The organism is Gemmobacter sp., assembly GCF_046292685.1.
GTDB lineage: Bacteria > Pseudomonadota > Alphaproteobacteria > Rhodobacterales > Rhodobacteraceae > Wagnerdoeblera.
This window is the reverse complement of record NZ_JBKBQM010000012.1, coordinates 1-21079: the sequence shown is the minus strand read 5'-3', so window position 1 is coordinate 21079 and position 21079 is coordinate 1. Positions and strand designations below refer to the sequence as shown.

General features: G+C 68.8%; 21 protein-coding genes. 11 read left to right on the top strand and 10 right to left on the bottom strand.

From position 1 onward, the window contains the following. Positions 1-127: 127 nt before the first annotated feature. The 5 genes from dnaE to ACK4S2_RS05135 all read left to right on the top strand — a co-directional run bounded on the left by dnaE (position 128) and on the right by ACK4S2_RS05135 (position 6753). A complete protein-coding gene (dnaE, locus tag ACK4S2_RS05155; RefSeq protein ID WP_409621077.1) occupies positions 128-3625 on the top strand; it encodes a DNA polymerase III subunit alpha in 3498 nt (1165 codons plus the stop codon). 89 nt (positions 3626-3714) lie between these two features. Further along, positions 3715-4788 carry an NAD(P)/FAD-dependent oxidoreductase gene (locus tag ACK4S2_RS05150; protein ID WP_409621074.1) on the top strand — a complete coding sequence of 358 codons (1074 nt, stop codon included), beginning with the start codon at positions 3715-3717 and terminating at the stop codon, positions 4786-4788. Continuing rightward, positions 4785-5432: a DUF938 domain-containing protein gene (locus ACK4S2_RS05145; protein ID WP_409621071.1), complete on the top strand. Its 648-nt coding sequence runs from the start codon at positions 4785-4787 to the stop codon at positions 5430-5432. The genes ACK4S2_RS05150 and ACK4S2_RS05145 overlap by 4 nt, the downstream gene beginning before the upstream one ends. A gap of 97 nt (positions 5433-5529) precedes the next feature. Further along, positions 5530-5874 carry a carboxymuconolactone decarboxylase family protein gene (locus ACK4S2_RS05140; protein WP_409621068.1) on the top strand — a complete coding sequence of 115 codons (345 nt, stop codon included), beginning with the start codon at positions 5530-5532 and terminating at the stop codon, positions 5872-5874. 93 nt (positions 5875-5967) lie between these two features. Beyond that, entirely contained in the window at positions 5968-6753 is a 786-nt protein-coding gene (locus ACK4S2_RS05135; protein WP_409621065.1) for a GH25 family lysozyme, read from the top strand. A gap of 5 nt (positions 6754-6758) precedes the next feature. Here the strand turns inward: ACK4S2_RS05135 and hflX are convergent, their stop codons facing one another. From hflX to hpt, 7 genes are all read right to left on the bottom strand, one after another. Then, entirely contained in the window at positions 6759-8042 is a 1284-nt protein-coding gene (gene hflX, locus ACK4S2_RS05130) for a GTPase HflX (RefSeq protein WP_409621062.1), read from the bottom strand. Continuing rightward, complete coding sequence (gene hfq / locus ACK4S2_RS05125) at positions 8039-8272, bottom strand: RNA chaperone Hfq (protein WP_409621059.1); 234 nt, start codon at positions 8270-8272, stop codon at positions 8039-8041. Before hfq ends, hflX begins: the two co-directional genes overlap by 4 nt. 127 nt (positions 8273-8399) lie before the next feature. Further along, positions 8400-9917 carry a potassium transporter TrkG gene (locus ACK4S2_RS05120; RefSeq protein ID WP_409621056.1) on the bottom strand — a complete coding sequence of 506 codons (1518 nt, stop codon included), beginning with the start codon at positions 9915-9917 and terminating at the stop codon, positions 8400-8402. Between the two features lie 3 nt (positions 9918-9920). Then, positions 9921-11297: a Trk system potassium transporter TrkA gene (gene trkA, locus ACK4S2_RS05115; protein ID WP_409621053.1), complete on the bottom strand. Its 1377-nt coding sequence runs from the start codon at positions 11295-11297 to the stop codon at positions 9921-9923. 94 nt (positions 11298-11391) lie between these two features. Beyond that, positions 11392-12288 carry a c-type cytochrome gene (locus ACK4S2_RS05110; RefSeq protein ID WP_409621050.1) on the bottom strand — a complete coding sequence of 299 codons (897 nt, stop codon included), beginning with the start codon at positions 12286-12288 and terminating at the stop codon, positions 11392-11394. A 72-nt stretch (positions 12289-12360) separates the two neighbouring features. Continuing rightward, entirely contained in the window at positions 12361-12552 is a 192-nt protein-coding gene (locus ACK4S2_RS05105; RefSeq protein ID WP_409621047.1) for a hypothetical protein, read from the bottom strand. Further along, on the bottom strand, positions 12549-13097 hold the full coding sequence (gene hpt / locus ACK4S2_RS05100; protein WP_409621044.1) for a hypoxanthine phosphoribosyltransferase: 549 nt from the start codon (positions 13095-13097) through the stop codon (positions 12549-12551). Before hpt ends, ACK4S2_RS05105 begins: the two co-directional genes overlap by 4 nt. Positions 13098-13169: 72 nt before the next feature. On the opposite strand from hpt, the gene ACK4S2_RS05095 reads away from it, so the two are divergent. After that, positions 13170-13628 (top strand): type II toxin-antitoxin system RatA family toxin, encoded by a 459-nt coding sequence (locus ACK4S2_RS05095; RefSeq protein ID WP_409621041.1) that lies wholly within the window; start codon positions 13170-13172, stop codon positions 13626-13628. Between the two features lie 15 nt (positions 13629-13643). Here the strand turns inward: ACK4S2_RS05095 and rnd are convergent, their stop codons facing one another. From rnd to purM, 3 genes are all read right to left on the bottom strand, one after another. Continuing rightward, positions 13644-14801 (bottom strand): ribonuclease D, encoded by a 1158-nt coding sequence (gene rnd, locus ACK4S2_RS05090; protein WP_409621038.1) that lies wholly within the window; start codon positions 14799-14801, stop codon positions 13644-13646. An 87-nt stretch (positions 14802-14888) separates the two neighbouring features. Continuing rightward, positions 14889-15479 carry a phosphoribosylglycinamide formyltransferase gene (gene purN, locus ACK4S2_RS05085; RefSeq protein ID WP_409621035.1) on the bottom strand — a complete coding sequence of 197 codons (591 nt, stop codon included), beginning with the start codon at positions 15477-15479 and terminating at the stop codon, positions 14889-14891. Further along, positions 15476-16525, bottom strand: a complete 1050-nt coding sequence (gene purM / locus ACK4S2_RS05080) for a phosphoribosylformylglycinamidine cyclo-ligase (protein ID WP_409621032.1) — start codon at positions 16523-16525, stop codon at positions 15476-15478. The genes purN and purM overlap by 4 nt, the downstream gene beginning before the upstream one ends. Before the next feature lie 134 nt (positions 16526-16659). Between purM and ACK4S2_RS05075 the strand changes: the two genes are divergently transcribed. The 5 genes from ACK4S2_RS05075 to ACK4S2_RS05055 all read left to right on the top strand — a co-directional run bounded on the left by ACK4S2_RS05075 (position 16660) and on the right by ACK4S2_RS05055 (position 20935). After that, the gene (locus ACK4S2_RS05075) at positions 16660-17805 is read left to right on the top strand and encodes a Ppx/GppA phosphatase family protein (protein ID WP_409621029.1); all 1146 of its coding nucleotides are present in this window, start codon (positions 16660-16662) and stop codon (positions 17803-17805) included. Continuing rightward, the gene (locus tag ACK4S2_RS05070; RefSeq protein ID WP_409621027.1) at positions 17802-18539 is read left to right on the top strand and encodes an RlmE family RNA methyltransferase; all 738 of its coding nucleotides are present in this window, start codon (positions 17802-17804) and stop codon (positions 18537-18539) included. The genes ACK4S2_RS05075 and ACK4S2_RS05070 overlap by 4 nt, the downstream gene beginning before the upstream one ends. Before the next feature lie 174 nt (positions 18540-18713). Beyond that, on the top strand, positions 18714-19010 hold the full coding sequence (locus ACK4S2_RS05065; protein ID WP_409621024.1) for a virulence factor: 297 nt from the start codon (positions 18714-18716) through the stop codon (positions 19008-19010). Between the two features lie 11 nt (positions 19011-19021). Next, positions 19022-19939 (top strand): methylenetetrahydrofolate reductase, encoded by a 918-nt coding sequence (locus ACK4S2_RS05060; RefSeq protein ID WP_409621021.1) that lies wholly within the window; start codon positions 19022-19024, stop codon positions 19937-19939. Between the two features lie 15 nt (positions 19940-19954). Next, positions 19955-20935 (top strand): methyltetrahydrofolate cobalamin methyltransferase, encoded by a 981-nt coding sequence (locus tag ACK4S2_RS05055; RefSeq protein ID WP_409621018.1) that lies wholly within the window; start codon positions 19955-19957, stop codon positions 20933-20935. Positions 20936-21079: the final 144 nt, after the last annotated feature.

Sequence of the window (21079 nt, the reverse complement as noted above, 5' to 3'; positions counted from 1 at the left end):
GCAAGCCTTCACTTGGCGGGCGGATTTGAAACATCTTCGCCTCTGCCGCGAAAATGGGCGGCGGCGGCGCCGGTGCCTGCGCGATGGCGGCTTTCCTGCCGGCACGCGCGCCCCTATGGTCGGGCGCATGAGCGAGCCCCGATTCATCCACCTGCGCACCCACACCGAATATTCCCTGCTGGAAGGCGCCGTGCCGCTGAAGACGCTGGTCAAGATGGCGGCGGCGGCCGGCATGCCGGCGGTTGCGGTCACCGACACCAACAACCTGTTTGCGGCGCTGGAGTTTTCGGTCACGGCGCTGGGGGCGGGGGTGCAGCCGATTCTCGGGTGCCAGATCGCGCTGCGCCACGATCCGGCGCCGCCCGGCGAACGGCCGCGGCCCCCGGCGGCCATCGTGCTGCTGGCGCAGTCGGAGGCGGGATACGGCAACCTGATGAAGCTGAACTCGTGCCTTTACCTGCGCGAGTCGAGCGAGGTGCCGCAGGTGACGGTCGAGGATCTGGCCGCCCATGCCGAGGGGTTGATCTGCCTGACCGGGGCCGCCGAGGGGCCGCTGGGGCGGCTGGTGCGCGCCGGGCAAGGCGCGCGGGCCGAGGCGCTGCTGGACCGGCTGGCCGCGATCTATCCCGGGCGGCTGTACATCGAGCTGCAACGCCACCCGGGCGAGGACGGGCGCTGGACCGAGGCCGAGCGCGCCACCGAACCGTGGTTCGTCGAGGCGGCCTATGCCCGGGGCTTGCCGCTGGTGGCGACCAATGACGTGCATTTCCCCAAGCCCGACATGTTCGAGGCGCATGATGCGTTGCTGTGCATCGCCGATGGCGCCTATGTCGACCAGACCGCGCCGCGCCGCCGGCTGACGCCGCACCATTGTTTCAAGTCCGAAGCCGAAATGGTCGCGCTGTTCGCCGACCTGCCCGAGGCGGTGGCCAACACCGTGGAAATCGCCCGCCGCTGCGCCTATGCCGCCAGGAAGCGCAAGCCGATCCTGCCGCGCTTTGCCGATGACGAGGTCGAGGAGCTGCGCCGCCAGGCGTGGCAGGGCCTCGATGCCCGGCTGGCGGTGACGCCGCTGTCGGCCCCGCGCGAGGTCTATGAGGAGCGCCTGCGCTTCGAGCTGGGCATCATCGAGAAGATGGGGTTCCCGGGCTATTTCCTGATCGTGGCCGATTTCATCAAATGGGCCAAGAGCCGCGGGATTCCGGTGGGGCCCGGGCGGGGGTCGGGGGCGGGGTCGCTGGTGGCCTGGGTGCTGACCATCACCGACCTCGATCCCTTGCGCTATGCGCTGCTGTTCGAACGCTTCCTGAACCCCGAGCGGGTCAGCATGCCAGACTTCGACATCGACTTCTGCATGGACCGCCGCGAGGAGGTGATCCGCTATGTGCAGGAGAAATACGGCCGCGAGAAGGTGGCGCAGATCATCACCTTCGGTGCGCTGTTGTCCAAGGCGGCGGTGCGCGACGTGGGGCGGGTGCTGCAGATGTCCTATGGCCAGGTGGACAAGCTGTCGAAGATGATCCCGCTGGAGGGGGTCAAGCCGGTGTCCATCACCAAGGCGCTGGCCGACGAGCCGCGCCTGCGCGAGGCCGCGAAGGAGGAAGTCGTGGGCCGCCTGCTGGCCCATGCCGAAAAGATCGAAGGCTTGCTGCGCAACGCCTCGACCCATGCCGCGGGCGTGGTGATCGGCGACCGGCCGCTGGACGAGCTGGTGCCGCTTTACCGCGACCCGCGGTCGGACATGCCGGCGACGCAGTTCAACATGAAATGGGTCGAGGCGGCGGGGCTGGTGAAATTCGACTTCCTCGGGCTCAAGACGCTGACGGTGATCCAGAACGCGGTGGACCTGATCCGCGGGCAGGGGCGGCATCTGCACCTGGCCCCGGACGGCACGCAGATTTACCCGCCGCCAGCCGGCGCGGTGGACGAGATCAACGCCATTCCGCTGGACGATGCGAAAACCTATGCGCTTTACGCCAGCGCGCGGACGGTGGCGGTGTTCCAGGTGGAATCCAGCGGCATGATGGATGCGCTGCGCCGGATGAAGCCGACCTGCATCGAGGATATCGTGGCGCTGGTGGCGCTGTATCGCCCGGGCCCGATGGAGAACATCCCGACCTATTGCGAGGTGAAGAACGGCCTGAAACCCATTGAATCCATTCACCCGACCATCGACGACATCCTGAAGGAAACCCAAGGCATCATCGTCTATCAGGAACAGGTGATGCAGATTGCGCAGGTGATGGCGGGCTATTCGCTGGGCGGTGCCGACCTCTTGCGCCGCGCGATGGGCAAGAAGATTGCCGAGGAAATGGCGCGCGAGCGGCCGAAGTTCATCGAAGGGGCGGCGAAAACCCACGGGATCGACGCGAAGAAGGCCGGAGAGGTCTTTGACCTGTTGGAGAAATTCGCCAACTACGGTTTCAACAAGTCGCACGCCGCCGCCTATGCCGTGGTCAGCTATCAGACCGCCTGGCTGAAAGCCAACCACCCGGTCGAGTTCATGGCCGCGGTGATGAACTGCGATATCCACCTCACCGACAAGCTGAACGTCTACAAGCGCGAGGTCGACCGGATGGGCATTGCCGTGGTGCCGCCTTGCGTGAACCGTTCGGGCGCGACCTTTACCGTGGACAAGGGGCGCATCGTCTATGCGCTGGGGGCGCTGAAGAACGTGGGCGTCGACGCCATGCGGCTGATCGTGGCCGCGCGCGGCGACAGGCCCTTCCGCGATCTGGCCGATTTCGCCGCGCGGGTGGACCTCAAGCGCGTGGGCAAGCGCCCGCTGGAGATGCTGGCGCGGGCAGGGGCCTTCGACGCGCTGGAGGGCAACCGGGCCCGGGTGTTCGAGGGGTTGGACGGGCTGGTGGCGTATTCCTCGGCGGTGCACGAAGCGCGGGCCTCGGCGCAGGTGTCGCTGTTCGGGGAACAGGGCGCCGACCTGCCGCCGCCCCGGCTGGCCCCGCGCGGCGACTGGTTGCCGGTGGAACGCCTGCAGCAGGAACACCAGGCGGTCGGGTTCTATCTGTCGGGGCATCCGCTGGACGACTGGATGGGCGCCTTGAAGCGCAAGGGCGTGCTGACGCTGACCGAGGTGGCGCGCCGCGCCGAAAGCGGCCCCGTGGTGGCCAAGCTGGCCGGATCGGTCGGCGCGCGGCAGGAGCGCAAATCCTCGCGCGGGAACCGCTTTGCCTTTGTCGCCTGTTCCGACCCGACCGGGCTTTACGAGGTGACGGTGTTTTCCGACGTGCTGGACCAGGCGCGCGCCTTGCTGGAACCGGGGCTGAACGTGGTGCTGACGGTCGAAGCGACGCTGGAAGGCGACAGTCTGAAGTTGCTGGCGCGCGCCGTGCAGGCGGTCGAAGGGGTGGCGGCGGATGCCGGGGCCAGCGCCTTGCGCGTGCATCTGGCCGAAGCGCAGGCGGTGGCGGCGGTGGCGGCGCTGCTCGACCGGGCGCGAGCGGCGGCGGGCCGGGTGGCGAAAGGCGAGGTGCGGTTGTGCGTGGCCGACGATGCGGCCGGGCAGGAGGTCGACATCGTGCTGCCGGGGCAATGGCCGGTGGGCCCGCAGGTGAAAGGCGCGTTGAAGGCGGTGCAAGGGGTGCTGGCGGTCGAGGAATTGTAGCGACCTGCGCCCTTGGCCGGCGGCGGATGCCTCCGGCGGGGATATTTGGATCAAGGTGAAACCTGCAGGGGCAGGGTTGGAGTGTGGGAATGCATGCGGATGTGATCGTGATCGGCGGCGGCGTGGCGGGGCTGACGCTGGCGGCGGAACTGGCCGCGGCGGCGCGGGTGCTGGTGCTGGAGGCCGAAGCGGCGGTGGGCTATCACAGCTCGGGCCGGTCGGCGGCGCTGTATGAGCCGACCTATGGCAAACCCGCCGTGCGCGAGCTGTCGATCGCATCGGGCGAGTGGTATCATGCTTCGGGCCTGCTCAGCCCGCGCGGGCTGATGCTCCTGGGCCGCGACACCGAGCGCGATGTGTTCGAGCACGACCTTGCCGCGATGGGCATGGAACGCCTGCCGCTGGACGAGGCCTTTGCCCGCGTGCCGGTGCTGCGGCGCGATACCGTGACCCTGGCCGGCTATCATGGCAACGCCTGGGACATCGACACCGACCGCCTTTTGCAGGACAGCGTGCGGCGCATCCGGGCGGCGGGGGGCACCGTGCGGCTGAACGCGCGCGTCACCGGGATGGCGCGCGCCGCAGATGCCTGGCAGGTGACGGTGGCGCAGGAACGACTGAGCGCGCCGGTTCTGGTGAATGCGGCCGGGGCTTGGGTGAATGTCGTGGCGGCGCTGGCAGGCGTGGCCGGACCGCGGTTCCAGCCCTATCGCCGGTCGATGGCGCGCCTTCCGGCGCCGGGCGGGCAGGATGTGTCGGGTTGGCCGATGATCTTTGGCGTCGGCGAAACCTGGTATGCCAAGCCCGATGCCGGGGCGCTGATCGTTTCGCCCGCCGAGGAGCACCCGATGGACCCGCACGATGCCTGGGCCGACGACATGGTTCTGGCCGAAGGGCTGGCGCGCTACGAGGCGTTCGTGACCGAGCCGGTAACCCGGGTGCTGTCGAACTGGGCCGGCTTGCGCACCTTTGCGCCCGATCGGGTGCTGGTGATCGGGCCCGATCCGGTGGCGCCGGGGTTCTACTGGCAGGCGGGACAAGGCGGCTACGGGTTCCAGACCGCGCCGGCGGCGGCGCGGCTGGGGGCGGATCTGATTATTGGGCGCGCGCCGCAGGTGGATGCGGGGCTGGTGGCCGCGGTCAGCCCGGCGCGCTTTGCATGAGCCTGCGCCTGCCCGACAGCGGGGCCGCGGTCCTGCCCGACGGGCGGCGGGTGGCGCCTTCGGCAACGCGCAATGCCGAAGCCATCCGCGATGTGCTGGTGGCGGCTGCCCCGGCCAGGGGCCGGGCGCTGGAACTGGCCAGCGGCACCGGACAGCACGCCGCGATCCTCGCGCAGGCGCTGCCGGGGCTTGACTGGCAGCCGACCGACCGCGACCCGGACAACCTTGCGTCCATTGCGGCCTGGGCCGCGTGGTCCGGCGCTGCCAACCTGCGGCCTGCCCGGGTGCTGGATGCGGGCAGCGCCGGATGGGGCCGGGCCGAGGCGCCTTGCGCGCTGGTGCTGGCGGTGAACCTGCTGCACCTCGTGTCGGCCGAGGTGGCGCAGAGGGTGGTGGCCGAGGCGGCCGCGGCGCTGGCGCCGGGCGGGGTGCTGGCCGTTTACGGCCCGTTCCTGCGCGACGGGCGCACCACCTCGGACGGCGATGCTGCCTTCGATGCCGCGTTGCGCGCGCAAGACCCCGCCATCGGCTACAAGGATGCCGCCTGGGTGCAGGGCCGGATGACTGCGGCCGGGCTTGCCCCGCGCGCCCCGGTGGCGATGCCGGCCAACAACCTGTTCCTGATCGCCGACCGACCGGGCTGAGGCGCAAACATCGCGGTTTGCGCATGTCTTGACATGAATCAAGGCCGGGCGCCCCCGCCTGTGGCACCCGGGCGCCAGACCATGAAGGAGACTGCCAATGGACTGGCCCGCCAAGAACGCCAAGCAACGCGAAGACCTGCGCCTGCTCAACAAGGCCATTCCCGACACCGCCCGCGGCTTTGCCGCCTTGTCCAAGGCGGTGAAGGAAGGCGGCGTGCTGGAGTTCAAGCACAAGGAATACGTGGCGCTTGGCATTGCGGTGGCGCAGTGCTGCGAGCCTTGCATCGGCTTTCACGTCGAAGCGCTGATGAAGGCCGGCGCCACGCGCGAGGAAATGGCCGACGTGGTGGCGATGGCGGTGCAGATGGGCGGCGGCCCGGCGCTGATGTATGCCGCCAAGGCCTTTGCCTGCTGGGACGAACTGGCGGCGGCTTCGGCCTGACGGTTTCGTGAACGCGGCCCTCCGGCCCGAGGGGTGACAGGCGCAGCGTGGCGCGGCAAGAACCGGGGCGATGCACCGCCGTGGAGAAAGCCCGTGTCCGCCGTTCGCCTGACGCTTGGCCTGCTGGTGCTGGCGGTTCTGGCCGCCTGCGGGCGCCCGGGGCCGCAACAGCGCCCGATGGCGCCGGTGACCCTGACCGCACCGGCCTTTGCCGACCACAAGCCGGTGGACTGGCCCGGGCGCCGCCCGGACACCTATCCGGTGCATGGCATCGACATTTCGCGCTGGAACACCGGCATCGACTGGCCGGTGGCGCAGGCGGCGGGGGTTTCGTTCGCCTTCATCAAGGCAACCGAAGGCGGCGATCACATCGACCCGGAATTCCGCTGGCACTGGGTCGCGGCGGGCCGCGCCGGGGTGCCGCGCGGGGCCTATCATTTCTGGTATCACTGCCGCAGCGGGGCAGAACAGGCGGAATGGTTCATCCGCAACGTCCCGCGCGAGCCCGGCGCGCTGCCGCCGGTGCTGGATCTGGAATGGCCGCGGTCGCGCAACTGCCGGCACCGGCCGGAGGGGGCGCATGTGCGCCGCGAGGCGGCCGTGTTCCTGAACCTGCTGGAACGCCACTATGGCCAGCGGCCCATCGTCTACACCACGCCGGATTTCTACCGCGACACCGACCTGGGCCGCCTGCGGGCCGAATTCTGGCTGCGGGCGGTGGCAGACCATCCGTCGAACGTTTATCCGGGGCAGGACTGGGCGTTCTGGCAATACACCGGCACTGGCGCCGTGCCCGGCATTCCCGGCAAGGTCGATATCAACGCCTTTCGCGGCAGTCCCGCCGATTGGGCGCGCTGGCTGGCGGCGCGGCGGCAGTAGCCCCGTTAAAGCGCGCGGAACGCCCGTTCCTGCCGGGCCGTCCACAGCACCGACAGCGCCCAGCCGGTTTCGGTTTCGGTCTCGGCGGTGACCAGCCCCTGCTCGTGCAGCCAGGCGCGCTTGCGGCCCTGCTCGAACGGCAGCACCAGGTCGCGCGGCACCCGTTCTTCGCCCAGATGCTCCGACACCACCTCCAGCAGCCGATCCAGCCCTTCGCCGGTCAGTGCCGACACCGGCAGCACATCGGCGCGCAAGGCGGCCGCGGCCATCAAGGGCTCGCGCGCGGGGGCGTCGACCAGGTCGAGCTTGTTCCACACCTCGAGCACCGGCACTTCGGCCCGCACGCCGAGGGCGCCCAGAATCTCCATCACGTCGGCCGCCTGTTCGGCGGTTTCGGGGTGACTGATGTCGCGCACATGCAGGATCAGGTCGGCCTCCAGCACCTCCTCCAGCGTGGCGCGGAACGCGGCGACCAGTTGCGTGGGCAGGTCGGAGATGAACCCCACCGTATCCGACAGGATCACCTTGCGCCCGCTGGGCAGCACCACGCCGCGCATCGTCGGGTCCAGCGTGGCAAACAGCATGTCCTTGGCCAGAACCTCGGCCCCGGTCATGCGGTTGAACAGGGTGGACTTGCCCGCGTTGGTATACCCCGCCAACGCGACCACCGGAAACGGCACCTTGCGGCGGGCGGCGCGGTGCAGTTCGCGCGTTTTCACCACGCGGTCCAGCTGGCGTTTCAGCCGGATCACCTGATCGTCGATGGCGCGGCGGTCGGCCTCGATCTGGGTTTCGCCGGGGCCGCCCACGAACCCGAATCCGCCGCGCTGGCGTTCGAGGTGGGTCCAGGCCCGCACCAGCCGCGTACGCTGATAGCTGAGCGCCGCCAGTTCCACCTGCAACACGCCTTCGCGGGTGCGCGCGCGGTCGGCAAAGATTTCCAGGATCAGCCCGGTGCGGTCCAGCAGCTTGACGCCCCATTCCTTTTCCAGGTTGCGCTGCTGCACCGGCGTGACCGGGCCATCGACCAGCACAAGATCGATCCCGGCCTGCTTGAAACGGTCGCCGAGCTCCTTGACCTTGCCCGATCCGAACAGCGTTCCGGGTTGCGCGCGCGACAGGCGCACGATGTCCGACCCGCAGACCTCGAGCCCCGGCAAGGCGCCGGCCAGCGACACCGCCTCTGCCAGGCGATGTTCGGCCATCCGCCGCCCCTGATCGGACTTCAGGTCCGGGTGCAGCACCCAGGCGCGTGTGGGGCCGGGGCCGCTGGTCGCCTCGCGGCTCAATCCTCGCCTTCGTACAGGCTGATGGGCTGGCCCGGCATGATGGTGGAAATCGCATGCTTGTAGACCAGCTGCGACTGGCCATCGCGGCGCAGCAGCACGCAGAAATTGTCGAACCAGGTTATCACGCCTTGCAGCTTGACACCGTTGATGAGAAAGATCGTTACCGGAATCTTGGCCTTGCGGACGTGATTGAGAAAGGCGTCCTGCAGGTTCTGTTTGTCGCCAGCCATATTTTTTTGCCTTTGCGCGCGTTTTTCTTGGCGTTTCTTGTCGCGGTTCCTCCCCGCGGTGCAACTATGTCGTGCCTTGCGGCAAGATTCCAGCCCAAAAAACAGTCCGTTACGGATCTAATCGGGCCTAGCGCCGCCAGGCGGCCGGCAACAGGAAGGCGAGCAGTGCGAGCGTTTCCAGCCGGCCCAGCACCATGCAGGCCGCCAGCACCGCCTTGGCCCCGTCGCCCAGGCCCGACCAGCCGCGTTCGGACAGTTGCGTCACCTCGGCCAGCGGGCCGGTGGTGGTCAGCGCCGCAACCGAAAGCACGAGCCCGCGTTCGAACGGCAGGCCAAGCCCGGCCAGCGCCAGATTGGCTGCCCCCAGCGACAGCGCGAACAGCATGAAGAACACAAAAGCGATGAACGCACCGTCGCCGCGCATCTGCCGTGCCGCAGGGCCGCCCCCGGCCACCGAGGACGGGTCCGACAGGCGGCCCATTTCATGCCGGCCCAGGCTGTAAAGCGCATAGACCCGCAAAAGCTTGACCCCGCCCGCCGTGGTGGCGACGCCGCCCCCCATCATCACCAGCCCCAGCAGCAGCAACCCCGGCGCCGGCAAGCCCGACCAGACCCGGGCATCCGTCCAGCCGGCCGATTCGAAGCCGGTGGTCGTCAGGAACGACAGCACCGTGAACAGCGCCCCCCACAACGCGCTGAGCCCGCCCGCCAGGCTGGACGGCAGGTCGCTTTCGATGGCGCCGATCCAGTGGCGCAGGAACAGCGCGCCGGGCACCGCCAGCAGGAACAGGCCGGCAACCCGCAGTTCCGGGTCGCGCCACAGCGGGCCGCGCGCTTCGGCGAACGGGGCGCCGGGCAGCAGCCGCCGGGTCAGCGCCACGACCAGCGCCAGCGCCAGCACCATTTCGCCGATGCGCCCCGAAGGCGCCTCGGGCAGGCCGGGCAGGGGGCTGATGCCCGAGGTGGCCAGCGCCGCCATTGCGTGCATCACCGCGACCAGCGGCGGATCGCCCGCCACCGAAAGCGCAACCCAGACCATCACCGTCAGCCCGGCATAGACCGGCAGCAAGGCCAACGCATGCCCCAGCACCCGTTGCGCGGGGTCGGCGCCGGGCCCGGTCTGGCCCGGCTCCAGCCGCACCCGCCCCAGCGCCGCGGGGGCATAAAGCTCGAACCCGCCGAGGTTCTGCGGCGCCAGAATCGCCGCCGCCGCCACCAGCACGAAGAACCCCCCGGCCCAGCCCACGATCCCGCGCCACAGATGCACCGAAGGCGGCAGCCGCCCCGGCGTGTCGTAGAGCGTGGCGCCCGTGGTGGTGAACGACGACACCATCTCGAACCAGGCATTGAAGAACGAGGTGTCGGGCACCGCTTGCGCAAAGGGCAGCGCCAGCACCGGCGGCAACATCAGATAGGCCAGCACCAGCGCCCGCAGGTGGCTGCGCGCCGGGTTGCGCGGCCGGAACCCCTGGGTCACGATGCCCAAGAGCACCGCGAACGACAGCACCAGCACCCCGGAGTAAAAGAACGCGCGCCCCACCGCATGCTGGCGCACGATCACGCCATGCGCCGCCGGCAGGAACATCAGCAGCGCCGCCACCACCAGCAGCACCACCGGCAAGGGCAGGGTGGCAAGCCGCTTCATGGCCTAGAAATAGTCGATGGAGACCTGCAACAGGCGCTCCACCTCGGGGATGTCGCCGGCCAGGGCAAACAGCGTGACCACATCGCCTTCGTCGATGCGCAGGCCGGAATGCGGGCGCAGCACCTCCTTGCCCTTCATCACCATGCCGACCAGCACGCCTTCGGGAAAGTCGATATCGCGTATCATCTTGCCCGCGATGGGCGAGGTCGAAAGCACCTGCGCCTCTATCACCTCGGCCTCGGCATCGCCAAGGCTGTAGATCGCGCGCACCCGCCCGTGGCGGATGTGCTTCAGGATCGAGCTGACGGTGGTCGCGCGCGGGTTGATGTAGGCGTCCACGTCCAGCGCCGCGATCAGCGGCACAAGGGTGGGGTCGTTGACCAGCGCGATGGCCAGCTTGCAGCCCAGCTGCTTGGCGCGCACCGACACCAGCAGGTTGGTCTTGTCGTCGTCGGTGACGGCCAGGATGGCATCGGCGCGGTCGATGTCGGCTTCCTGCAGGATCTCCATGTCCATGCCGTCGCCGTTCAGCACGATCGAGCGTTCCAGCGCGTCGGCGGCCTGTTCGGCGCGCTTGCGGTCGCGCTCGATCAGCTTGACCCGCACGCGGTCGCTGCGCGATTCCAGCGCCTGCGCCACCGCCAGCCCGACGTTGCCCGCCCCGACCACGACCACGCGCTCCTGCTTTTTCGTGGCCTTGCCGAAGATTTCCAGCGTGCGCTTCACATCCTCGGCATGGCTGAAGACATAGATCCGGTCGCCGGGAAACAACTGGTCGCCCGGTTCGGGGGCAAACAGCCGGCCTTCGCGGCGAATGCCCGCCACGATGGCGCGAAGGGTGGAAAACAGGTCCGACAACTGCCGCAAGGGCGTGTTCAGAACCGGGCAATCCTCCTCCAGTGCCAGGCCCAGCAGTTGCGCCCGCCCGCCGAGGAACGCCTCGGTATCGAAGGCAGCGGGGGCGGCGATGCGTTGCAACGCGGCCAGTGCCACTTCGCGTTCGGGGCTGATGACCACGTCTATCGGCAGGTGATCCTGCCGATAGAGGTCGGCATGCAGGGTTTCCTGGTAATCCTGCGCGCGCAGGCGGGCAATCTTGCGCGGCACGCCGAAGACCGAATGCGCCACCTGACAGGTGACCATGTTCACCTCGTCCGAATGGGTGGCAGCGATGATCATGTCGGCGTCGCGCGCGCCCGCGCGCTCGAGCACCGAAGGGTAGGAGGCAAAGCCGGCGATCCCCTGCACATCCAGCGTGTCGGCCGCGCGTCGCACCAGATCGGCGTTCGAATCGACGATGGTGACATCGTTGCGTTCGCCGGCCAGATGGCGCGCGATCTGCCAGCCGACCTGCCCGGCCCCGCAGATGATGACCTTCATGTCCGCCCGCCCCTCTGTCACGTGCCGGTGACGTCAATCCTTTGCAGAAAGCCTGGCGGCGGTCAATTCCACGCCGCAATGCGGCAAGGCCGGGTCACTTCACCGGGGCGACCCGCTTGAGATAGGCGGCGACCGCCGCGCGGTCGCTGTCGGGCAGGCGGGCGAAATTGGCCACCACCAGCGCCATGTGGCCGCCCGCGCTGTCGTAGTCTGGGGTGAAGCCGGTGGTCAGGTAGGCGGCGATCTCCTCGACGCTCCAGTCGAGGGCAGCGGGGGTGATGTTGGGCACCCGCCCCTTGCCGCTGGCATCCGGCCCGCCGGCCAGCCAGCGGCCGGTGTCGGGGGCCCCCGTGATGCCGCGCGGCGTGTGGCATTCGCCGCAATGGCCCAGCACCTCGGCCAGATAGCGGCCACGGCGTTCGGCCTCGGTCAGGTCGGGCGCATCCACGACCCAGCCCAGGCGCCCGAAGGCCAGCTTCCAGGCGCCGATCCCGCGGCGAAATTGCAGCGGCCAGGGCAGTTCGTGCGGCAGGCTGGGTGCCGCCGAGGCGGGCAGGGTGGCCAGCCAGGCGTGCAGATCCACCAGATCCTGCGGGGTCATGCCGCGATAGCTGTCCCAGGGAAAGGCGGGGTAGTAATGCGCCCCTTCGGGCGACACGCCGGCCATCACCGCATTGGCCAGCATCGGCACCGTCCAGCCCCCGATGCCGTGGACCGGGTCGGTCGAGATGTTGGGGGCCACGAACACGCCGAACGGGGTTTCGAACTGCTGCCCGCCGGACAGGACCAGCCGCGCCTCCTCGGCCGCGCCGGGCGCCATGTGGCACGATCCGCAGCCCGCCGCGTGATACACCGCCTCGCCCCGCGCGGGGTCGGGCGACAGGCCCGCGAAAACCGCAGGGTTGATCTGCACCGGGCGGGTGACCCACCATCCGACCGCGCCGGCCACCAGAACCGCACCGATCAGGGCATAACGCGCGGACCCCATCATCGCCTCCCCGACTGTTGCTTTCGAAACCCTGCCTTGCCGGCCCCGGTGCTGTCCAGCGCCGAGGCGCCACGCTCACGGCTTTGGTACCGCCACCTTCGGGACGCCGCCGGGGTTGAGCGTCAGCGCCTCGGGCCAGCCGAACAGCAGCTCGAACCCCGCGATCCCAAGGCAGATCGCCGCCACCACCGCCCAGATCGCCACGGTGCGCGCCGACGGCGGGCGGCGCACCCATTTCGCCATGCGCAGGAACCAGATGGGGTTCACGCGTCAGGCCCGGTGAAACGCACCTTGCCGATATAGGGCAGGTTGCGGTTGCGCTGCGCATAGTCGATGCCATAGCCCACGACGAATTCGTCGGGGATTTCGAACCCCGTCCAGGTGGCCTTGATGTCCACCTCGCGCCGACTGGGCTTGTCGAGCAGGGCGCAAACCTCCAGCCGCCGCGGCTCGCGGCTGAGCAGCAGGTTCTTGACGTGGTGCAGGGTAAAGCCCGTGTCCACGATATCCTCCACCACCAGCACGTCGCGCCCGGCGATTTCGCCGCGCAAGTCCTTGAGGATGCGCACCTCGCGGCTGGAATGCATGGCATCGCCATAGCTGGACGCCTCGAGGAAATCGACCTCGACCGGCAGGTCGATCTCGCGCACCAGATCGGCGATGAAGATGAACGATCCGCGCAACAGCCCCACCACCACCAGCTTGTCGGTGCCGCGGAAATGGGCGGTGATCTCGCGCGCGAGTTCCTCGACACGCGCGGCAATGGACTTGGCGCTGATCATCTGGTCGATGACATAAGGCTTGTGCGACATGGGCGCCTCTTGATTTCCCGGCCTGCTTTCCCCCATAGGGCTTGCCGAACGGTTCCGCAACAGACCAGACCGATGCCCCGCCACCACGAGACCCGCCCGCTGCCCTATGCCGCGCGCCAGATGTACGATCTGGTCGCCGATGTGGCGCGCTACCCCGAATTCCTGCCGTGGAACGCGGCGGCGCGGATCCGGTCGCGCAAGCCCCTGGGCGACGGGCGCGAGGTGATGGAGGCCGATCTGGTCATCAGCTTCAAGGTGTTCCGCGAACGCTTCGGCAGCCGCGTGGTGCTGGACCCGGGCGCCTTGCGGATCGAGACCGAATACCTCGACGGGCCGTTCCGGCACATGCGCTCCACCTGGGAGTTCCGCGACCGCCCCGAAGGCGGCTGCGAGGTGGAGTTCCTGGTGGATTTCGAGTTCCGCAACGCCATCCTGCAAAAGGTGATCGGCGTGGTGTTCCACGAAGCCATGCTGCGCATCGTGCGCGCCTTCGAGGCGCGGGCCGCGCAGCTTTACGGCAAGGGCGCCTGAAGGCGCCCCGCCCGGCTAGAGCCGCACCACCGTCACCTGCTGGCCCATCGCCGACAGCGCGATTTCGCCGCGGCACAGCCGCAAGGCATCGTTGCCGAACACCTCGGCCCGCCAGCCTTGCAAGGCCGGCACGCTGCGGTCGCCGGCCGCGATGGCGTCCAGATCGGAGGCGGTGGCGATCAGCTTGGACGCAACGCCGGTTTCTTCGGACTTGGCCTTCAGCAGCACGCGCAGCAGGTCGGCCAGCGCCGGGTTGACCTGCATCTGTTCGCGGCTCAGGTCGGGCTTCGGCATGTCTTCGGGGCGGGTGTCCAGCCCGCGCCTGACGGCGGCAAGGATGCCGTCGGCGATGTCGCCCTTGCGGCCTTCGCGCAACAGCAGGCGGGCGCGGTTCAGTTCCTCGTGGTTGGTCGGCCGGGTCGAGGCAAGCTCCAGCAGCGCATCGTCCTTGAAGATGCGCGACCTCGGGATGTTGCGGCTCTGGGCGTATTCCTCGCGGAAGCGCGCCAGTTCGCGCACCACCGCCAGGAACCGGCCCGAGGTGGTGCGGGTCTTGACGCGGGTCCAGGCGTCTTCCGGGGTCACGGTATAGGTGGCCGGATCGGTCAGGATCGCCAGTTCTTCTTCCAGCCAGTGGGTGCGGCCCGACTTGCGCAACTGCGCCAGCATGTTTTCGTAGATCAGCCGCAGATGCGTCACGTCGGCCAGCGCATATTCCGATTGCGCGGGCGTCAGCGGGCGGCGCGACCAGTCGGTAAAGCGGCTGGTCTTGTCCAGATCGGCCTTGCAGATTTTCTTGACCAGGGTTTCATAGCCCACCTGTTCGCCATAGCCGCAGACCATCGCGGCCACCTGGGTATCGAACAGCGGGCGCGGAAAGACACCGCCTTCGACGAAGAAGATTTCCAGATCCTGCCGGGCGGCGTGAAACACCTTGACCGTGCCTTCGTGGCGCATCAGGTCGTACAGCGGCTCCATCGACATGTCGGGCCCGGCGATCGGGTCCACCAGCACCGCGGGGCCGTCCTTGCCGGGCAGCGCCATCTGGATCAGGCAGAGCTTGGCCCAATAGGTGCGTTCGCGCAGGAATTCGGTGTCGATGGTGACGTAGGGCTGCGCCTTGGCCAGGGTGCAGAATTCGGCCAGGGCTTCGGTGGTGGTGATGGTAAGCATCGGTCCTCGGGGTCGCGCGGGGGTATCCCGCATGGTGTTCCCTCATAGCAGGCGGTGCAGGATATGCGAGTCCCCTGTGGGCAAGGCTCAGGGCAGGAAGACCGGTGTCCGGTCGCCTTGCGCATAGCGGCGCAGCACCGCCGGATACAGCCGGTGTTCCATCGCCAGCACCCGGGCTGCCAGCGTTTCGGCCGTGTCGCCGGGTTCGACCGGCACGCGCGCCTGGCCAAGGATCGGGCCATCGTCCAGCACGGCCGTCACCTCGTGCACGGTGCAGCCGGCCTCGGCATCGCCGGCGTCGAGCGCGCGCCGATGCGTGTGCAGCCCCGGATACTTCGGCAACAGCGACGGGTGGATGTTCAGCATCCGCCCGGCAAACCGTGCGACAAAGCCCGGCGTCAGCACCCGCATGAACCCCGCAAGGCACAGGATGTCGGGCTCGGCCGCCAGGATCGGCGCCAGCAGCGCCGCCTCGAACGCGGCGCGGTCGCCCTTGAACGGGCGGTGGTCCACCGCCGCCACCGGCACCCCCAGCGCCGCCGCCCGCGCCAGCCCCGCCGCCGCAGGGTCGTTCGAGGCGACCAGCACGGCCCTTGCCGGGTGATCGCCGACCATGCTTTCCACCAGGCGGACCATGTTCGACCCGCCGCCGGAAATCAGGATGGCGACACGTTTCACAAAAGCCGCCCGGAATAGGCCACCCCGCCCGCGCCGGGCACGATCGTGCCCAGCCGCACCACCGTTTCGCCCATGCCGGCCAGCAGGTCGGCCAGCGCATCGGCCCGGCCGGGCGCCACCGCCAGCATCATGCCGATGCCGCAGTTGAAGGTCTTCAGCAGCTCCGGTTCCGACATGCCGGCGGTCTCGGCCAGCCAGCGGAACACCGGCGGCAAGTCCCAGGCCGAAAGGTCGATGGCGCAGGTCAGCCCTTCGGGCAGCAGGCGCGGCGGGTTTTCGGTGATGCCGCCCCCGGTGATATGCGCCAGCCCATGAACCCCGCCAGCGCGGATCGTGGCCAGCGCCTGGCGCACGTAAAGCCGCGTCGGGGTCAACAGCGCCTCCCCCAGCGTGCCCGGCCCCCAGGGGCAGGGCGCATCCCACCCCAGGCCCGACAGTTCCACCACCTTGCGCACGAAACTGTAGCCGTTGGAATGCACGCCCGAGGAGACAAGCCCCAGCAGCACGTCGCCCGCCGCCACATCGCGCGGCAGGTCGGCCCCGCGTTCCATCGCCCCCACCGCAAACCCGGCCAGGTCGAAATCGCCCTTGTGATACATGCCGGGCATCTCGGCGGTTTCGCCACCGATCAGGGCGCAACCGCTGGCTTCGCAACCGGCGGCAATGCCTTCGATGATGCGGGCGGCCTGCGCGACCTCCAGCTTGCCGGTGGCGAAATAGTCCAGAAAGAACAGCGGCTCCGCCCCCTGGCAAACGAGGTCGTTGACGCACATCGCCACCAGGTCGATGCCGATGGTGTCCACGCGCCCGGTGTCGATGGCGATGCGCAGCTTGGTGCCCACCCCGTCGGTCGCCGCCACCAGCACCGGGTCGGCATAGCCCGCCGCCTTCAGGTCGAACAACCCGCCAAAGCCGCCGAGCCCCCCCATCACGCCCGGGCGGTCGGTGCGTTTCGCCGCCGGCTTGATGCGATCCACCAGCGCATTGCCCGCGTCGATGTCCACGCCGGCATCGGCATAGGTCAGGCCCGTCTTTTCCGCGCTCATGGCTTCCCCCGGATGTTGTGACGCGCGCATAGCGCATCGGGGCGGGTCGCGCAACGGACCGCCGCCGTCGCGCACCCTTGCGCGGGGGGCGTCGGAAGACTAGGTTGGAAGCAACCAGATATCGGAGGGCGGAGATGACGCCCCAGCGTCCCCGGGGTGCGGACGCGTTCCCGAAAGCGCAGGCCGTGCCCGAGGGGGCGGCCTTGCCGGTCGAATCGTCCGGCACCCCTGCAAACGCCGACCCGGCGCCGCTGTATGCGGCGCTGGATCTCGGCACCAACAGTTGTCGCATGCTGATTGCCCGGCCGCGGGGCAGTCAGTTTCACGTCGTGGACAGTTTTTCCAAGACGGTGCAGCTTGGCATCGGGCTGGAAACCTCGGGCCGGCTCAGCCGCGCCTCGATGGGGCGCACCGTGCAGGCGCTGCGCATCTGCCAGAAAAAGCTGGAAAGCCACGGCGTCGCGCGGATGCGCCTTGTGGCGACCGAAGCCTGCCGCCGCGCGGCCAACAGCCGCGAGTTCATGCGTGCCGTGCGCCGCGAAACCGGCCTGACGCTGGAAATCATTGCCCCCGAGGAGGAGGCCCGGCTGGCCGTGGTATCCTGCGCGCCGCTGGTGGAACCGGGGACCGAACAGTTGCTGGTGGTGGATATCGGCGGCGGCTCGACCGAACTGGTCTGGGTGGACCTGCGCCCGGTGCCCCCCGCCTTGCGCCCGCGGGCGCTGATGCGCCTGTCGGCCGGGTTCCGCCTGCCGGGCGAAGGGCCGCAAGCCCGGGTGGTGGACTGGATCTCGGTGCCGCTGGGCGTTGCCACCTTGCGCGAACAGTTCGGCGACGTCGAGGATGACGCCGCCCGCTTTGCGCTGATGAGCTGGTATTTCGAGGAACAGCTGGCGAACTTCACCCCCTATCAGGGCCAGCAGGCGCGCGACGGGTTCCAGATCATCGGCACTTCGGGCACCATCACCACCGTTGCCGCCAGCTTTCTGGGCCTGCGCCGCTATGACCGCACCAAGGTCGACGGGCTGACCATGACCAGCGCCCAGATCGACAGCGTGATCCGCGACTACCTGAACCTCGGCCCCGAAGGCCGCCGCACCGACCCGCGCATCGGCCGCGACCGGCACGCGCTCATCATGTCGGGGGCGGCTATACTTCAGACGCTGATGCGGATATGGCCGACCGACCGCCTTTCTGTGGCCGACCGCGGCCTGCGCGAGGGGCTGCTTTACGCACAGATGAGCGCCGACGGCGTGCTTCAGGACGGACCGCCAAGATGACCGAGAAAAAGACCTCCGGCCGCGGTGCGCGCGATCTGCGCGTGCGGGTCAAGACCGCCAAGGGGCGCAAGCTGTCGTCCACGCTGTGGCTGGAACGCCAGTTGAACGACCCCTACGTCATCAAGGCCAAGAAGGAAGGCTACCGCGGCCGCGCCGCCTTCAAGATCCTCGAACTCGACGACAAGTTCGGCTTTCTGAAACCGGGGGCGCGGGTGGTGGACCTCGGCTGCGCGCCCGGCGGCTGGTGCCAGGTGGCGGTGCCGCGCATCAACGCCCTGGGCGAACGCAAGGGCAAGCCGCAAGGCCGCATCATCGGGGTCGATCTGCAAGAGGTGGCGCCGATCCCCGGGGCCGAACTGCATGTGCTGGATTTCCTCGCCGAAGGCGCCGAACAGCAGGTGAAGACCTGGCTGGGCGGCAAGGCCGATGTCGTGATGTCGGACATGGCCGCCGCCGCCTCGGGCAACCGGCAGGTCGATCACCTGCGCATCATCGCACTGTGCGAGGCAGCGGCCGAATTCGCCTTCGACGTGCTCGAACCCGGCGGCACCTTCGTCGCCAAGGTGCTGGCCGGCGGGGCGGAAAACGAGCTTCAGGCCACGCTCAAGCGCAACTTCGAAAAGGTCGCCAACGTCAAGCCGCCGGCCTCGCGCGCGGACAGTTCCGAAAAGTTCGTGGTGGCCCAGGGCTTCCGCGGCCGCTGGCAGGATCGGGTCGAACCCCCGTCCGCCTGACCTGTGCCCGCCGCATCGTCGATGTGCACAGAATTCATGTTCGCCCCCGTAGCCGAACCGCCGCGCGCCCGCTAGAACCTCCCTCACGTCGCCAATCGCACAAGCCATGTCGAAATCCGGCACAGGCTGTCGCGAACAGGCGCTAGAACCGGATCAGGGTCAAGGGAGAGTCGCATGCCCGAAGTCACCATCGTCTGCTGGCGCGACATCCCCGCGCAGGTCATCGTCGGCAAGGGCCGCAAGGGCGCCAAGGCGCCGCTGCCCGAACGGTTCGAACAGGCCATCGACCGATGTGCCATGAAGATCGGCGCCCGCGATTCCGATGCCTACCTGGCCGAATGGCGCAAGGCGCCGCCCTACGAGGCCGAAGGCGAACCCGAGGCGATCGCCGCCCGCGAAGCCGCCCGGATCGACGCCGAATACGACACCGCACGCCTGAAAACCCTGATCGACAACGACGGCTGGGCCTGAAAGGACACGCCATGGCACTGTTCAACTTCCGCCGCGACACCGCCCCCGCCGCCACCGGCAGCGCCGAGGAGATGGAGGCCTTCCTGAAAGGCTATTCCATCGAGGTCATGCCGCGCACCGCCGAAAAGGTCGAGGATTTCCGCGCCATCCTGCCAGCCGGAACCCGCGTCTACATCGCGCACATCGACACGCCGATCGCCGACATGGTCGCCACCGCCGCCCGCCTGCGGTGCGAAGGCTTCGAGCCGATGCCGCATTTCCCCGCGCGCATCATCAAGGATCGCGCCACGCTGATGGATTGGGTCGCCCGCTACAAGGGCGAGGCCGGGGTGAAGCAGGGGCTCATCCTGGCCGGCAACGCCGGCAACCCGCCGGGCGAATTCCATTCCTCGATGCAGCTGCTGGAATCGGGCGCCTTCGACGGGTTCGAACGGCTGCACGTCGCCGGCCACCCGGAAGGCAACAAGGACATCGACCCCGACGGTTCCGACCGCATGGTGATGGAGGCCGCGCGCTGGAAATCGGCCTTTGCCGAACGCACCGATGCGCAGATGGCGATGGCCACCCAGTTCTGCTTCGAAGCCCGCCCGGTGATCGACTGGGTGAAACGCCTGGCTGCCGAAGGGGTGAAGCTGCCGGTGCACATCGGCGTCGCCGGCCCGGCCAAGTTGCAGACCCTGCTGAAATTCGCCATCGCCTGCGGCGTCGGCCCGTCCCTGCGGGTGCTGCAAAAGCGCGCGATGGACGTGACCAAGCTGCTGTTGCCCTACGAGCCCACCGAGTTCCTGGCCGAGCTTGCCGCCCACAAGGCCGCGAACCCCGATTTCGGGATCGAGCAGGTGCACTTCTTCCCGCTGGGCGGGATCAAGACCAACGCCCAGTGGGTAACCGATCATGGCGGCGCCTCGGGCCGCCCCGCCAACGCTTGAGAAAAAGGTAGAAGAATGACCCGCACTGTTCTGGAATCCAAGACGAAAACCGTGGTCATCGGGTTCGACGAACCCTTCTGCGTCATCGGCGAACGCATCAACCCGACCGGGCGCAAGAAACTGGCCGCGGAACTGGAGGCGGGCAACTTCGACACCGTCATCAAGGATGCGCTGGAACAGGTCGCCTGCGGCGCCACCGTGCTGGACGTGAACTCGGGCGCGGTCTTCACCAACAAGATGGCCGAAGACCCGCGCTATGCCGACAACAACTTCGTCGAGCCGCCCCTGATGAAGGCGCTGATCGACATCGTGCAGCAGACGGTGGACGTGCCCTTGTGCATCGACAGCTCGGTGCCCGGCGCGCTGGAGGCGGGCCTGATGGCCTGCGAAGGGCGCCCGCTGCTGAACTCGGTGACCGGCGAGGAGGAGCGGCTGGAACTCGTGCTGCCGCTGGTGAAGAAGTACAACGTTCCGGTCGTGGCCATTTCCAACGACGACACCGGGATTTCCCCCGACCCGGACGTGCGCTTCGCGGTGGCGAAAAAGATCGTCCAGCGCGCGGCCGATCACGGCATCCCCGCGCATGACATCGTGGTCGATCCGCTGGTGATGCCGGTGGGGGCGATGGCCTCGGCGGGGCAGCAGGTCTTCACCCTCGTGCGCCGCCTGCGCGAGGAACTGGGCGTCAACACCACCTGCGGCGCCTCGAACATCAGCTTCGGCCTGCCGCATCGCCACGGCATCAACGGCGCCTTCCTGCCGATGGCCATCGGCGCCGGCATGACCAGCGCCATCATGAACCCCGTCCGCCAGCAGGAAATGGAGGCGATCCGCGCTGCCAACTTCCTGATGAACCACGACCCGAACGGCGGCGAATGGATCCGGTTCGCCAAGGTGCTCGAAGCGGTCGAGGCCGGCGCCACCTTCGCCGAGGCTTCCGCCGCCGCCACCCAATCCGCCGGCGGTCGCCGCGGCGGCCGCCGCGGTCGCGGCTGACCGTCGTTCCGGCCCATTTTCTGTCGGAAAATATCCCGGGGGTCCGGGGGCAGCGCCCCCGGCCTACGCCACCCCCGCAGGCGGAACCCGCCCCCGCCAATCCGTCGCCCTGTGCCAGGCCAGGCCGGCGCGCAGCACCGCCGC

What these genes read in the sequence shown, in the direction of transcription:
- dnaE (WP_409621077.1), top strand. Translation starts at nt 128, where the DNA reads ATGAGCGAGCCCCGATTCATCCACCTGCGCACCCACACCGAATATTCC.
- ACK4S2_RS05150 (WP_409621074.1), top strand. Translation starts at nt 3,715, where the DNA reads ATGCATGCGGATGTGATCGTGATCGGCGGCGGCGTGGCGGGGCTGACG.
- ACK4S2_RS05145 (WP_409621071.1), top strand. Translation starts at nt 4,785, where the DNA reads ATGAGCCTGCGCCTGCCCGACAGCGGGGCCGCGGTCCTGCCCGACGGG.
- ACK4S2_RS05140 (WP_409621068.1), top strand. Translation starts at nt 5,530, where the DNA reads ATGGACTGGCCCGCCAAGAACGCCAAGCAACGCGAAGACCTGCGCCTG.
- hfq (WP_409621059.1), bottom strand. Translation starts at nt 8,272, where the DNA reads ATGGCTGGCGACAAACAGAACCTGCAGGACGCCTTTCTCAATCACGTC.
- ACK4S2_RS05120 (WP_409621056.1), bottom strand. Translation starts at nt 9,917, where the DNA reads ATGAAGCGGCTTGCCACCCTGCCCTTGCCGGTGGTGCTGCTGGTGGTG.
- trkA (WP_409621053.1), bottom strand. Translation starts at nt 11,297, where the DNA reads ATGAAGGTCATCATCTGCGGGGCCGGGCAGGTCGGCTGGCAGATCGCG.
- ACK4S2_RS05110 (WP_409621050.1), bottom strand. Translation starts at nt 12,288, where the DNA reads ATGATGGGGTCCGCGCGTTATGCCCTGATCGGTGCGGTTCTGGTGGCC.
- hpt (WP_409621044.1), bottom strand. Translation starts at nt 13,097, where the DNA reads ATGTCGCACAAGCCTTATGTCATCGACCAGATGATCAGCGCCAAGTCC.
- ACK4S2_RS05095 (WP_409621041.1), top strand. Translation starts at nt 13,170, where the DNA reads ATGCCCCGCCACCACGAGACCCGCCCGCTGCCCTATGCCGCGCGCCAG.
- rnd (WP_409621038.1), bottom strand. Translation starts at nt 14,801, where the DNA reads ATGCTTACCATCACCACCACCGAAGCCCTGGCCGAATTCTGCACCCTG.
- purM (WP_409621032.1), bottom strand. Translation starts at nt 16,525, where the DNA reads ATGAGCGCGGAAAAGACGGGCCTGACCTATGCCGATGCCGGCGTGGAC.
- ACK4S2_RS05075 (WP_409621029.1), top strand. Translation starts at nt 16,660, where the DNA reads ATGACGCCCCAGCGTCCCCGGGGTGCGGACGCGTTCCCGAAAGCGCAG.
- ACK4S2_RS05070 (WP_409621027.1), top strand. Translation starts at nt 17,802, where the DNA reads ATGACCGAGAAAAAGACCTCCGGCCGCGGTGCGCGCGATCTGCGCGTG.
- ACK4S2_RS05065 (WP_409621024.1), top strand. Translation starts at nt 18,714, where the DNA reads ATGCCCGAAGTCACCATCGTCTGCTGGCGCGACATCCCCGCGCAGGTC.
- ACK4S2_RS05060 (WP_409621021.1), top strand. Translation starts at nt 19,022, where the DNA reads ATGGCACTGTTCAACTTCCGCCGCGACACCGCCCCCGCCGCCACCGGC.
- ACK4S2_RS05055 (WP_409621018.1), top strand. Translation starts at nt 19,955, where the DNA reads ATGACCCGCACTGTTCTGGAATCCAAGACGAAAACCGTGGTCATCGGG.